Below are 441 nucleotides of genomic sequence, written 5' to 3' on the forward strand. Positions count from 1 at the left end.
CGCGACTGCGGCTGGTCCAGCTGCCGTCCTGCGCGCTCACGACTCCGGAGAAGGCCGGTTGTCGGGTGGCGAAGCCGCTCGCGACGACCAACGACACGGCCGACAGTACGCTCACAGCGGTGGCTCCGGTGCCGGCGGGAGCCCGCGCCGCCACCACCGCATCGGCCCCGGCGGCGGCGTCCGGCATGACGGTCCTCGCGGCGACGGCCGGTCCCTCTGGTTCCAGTGGTTCGTTCTCGGCGACCTCGCTCGAACCGTCCGGTGCGTGGAGTGCCGGCGGCTCGACGGGAGGCTTCACCTGGAGCTACCCGGTCGGAGTCCCGACCGTCCCCGGTGGCCTGAAGCCCGGCGTCACGCTCGGCTACAGTTCGCAGGCTGTCGACGGGCGTACGTCGGCGTCGAACAACCAGGCCGGGTGGATCGGTGACGGCTGGGGTTACG

General features: G+C 72.6%; 1 protein-coding gene. It reads left to right on the plus strand.

Annotated elements, in window-relative coordinates:
* Positions 1–119 precede the first annotated feature (119 nt).
* The coding region (locus IF00_RS42280) for a hypothetical protein (RefSeq protein ID WP_425338364.1) at positions 120–441 on the plus strand (322 nt) is incomplete at its 3' end.

The organism is Streptomyces flavochromogenes, assembly GCF_000717595.1.
Taxonomy (GTDB): Bacteria; Actinomycetota; Actinomycetes; order Streptomycetales; family Streptomycetaceae; genus Streptomyces; species Streptomyces flavochromogenes.